The organism is Oleiphilus sp. HI0061 (assembly GCF_001635675.1).
In genome coordinates, this window is the sequence record NZ_LWFE01000581.1 from 1 (window position 1) to 732 (window position 732).

General features: G+C 43.7%; 1 protein-coding gene. It reads right to left on the reverse strand.

The window, feature by feature from the left end:
- A partial coding sequence (locus A3735_RS07635) for a polyprenyl synthetase family protein (RefSeq protein ID WP_197485742.1) occupies positions 1-559 on the reverse strand: 559 nt, incomplete at its 3' end.
- Positions 560-732 lie beyond the last annotated feature (173 nt).

Consider the following 732-nt stretch of genomic DNA (forward strand, 5'->3'; position numbering starts at 1 on the left):
TTGCAAGCAGAGCTGAAGAGTGAGACGCTGCCTCAAATAGCATTGCTGTTTTATTTTTTATGACTTCAAAATAGGCTTCTTCTGATACGTCAGGGTTTTTGCAGTTCATTAACTGGAAAACTTCCCCTTCGGCAATGACATTGGTTGCATTCGATAGCACTTCCATAACCGGAACGCTGCCGATATCGACCATCATTTGAAAAGCTCTCGAGTACAAAAAGTCGCCGACTAGTACGCTGGGAGCATTGCCCCACTTGGCATTGGCAGTAGAGCGCCCGCGGCGCATGTTTGATGTGTCGACAACGTCGTCATGTAATAATGTGGCTGTATGCAAAAACTCGATAATAGTGGCTAGTTTGCATTGATCCTGACTAGCTTCCCCTAAGGCTCTGCTGGTAAGAAGGACTAGTAAGGGGCGCATACGCTTACCACCGCTTTCGACGATATATTGCGCAATTTTTTCTACTAAGGGGACATCTGAAGATAACTGGGAAGTGATAAACTGGTTTACTTCACTGAAGTCTTTTTCAACGCTGTCGTAGATTGCCTGAATTTGCATATTGAATATCTTAAAATAGAGCCGACTAAAATTGGCTGACATGCTAGGGGGGCTGTGCTTGTCTGTCAAGAATTACTATCCGCCATACAATAATTAAAGTCTTGTTTTGGCTAGAATGTGCTTGCAACACTTGGTTGAATAAAATACAATTGCGCGCCCTAAAAGTCATGGGT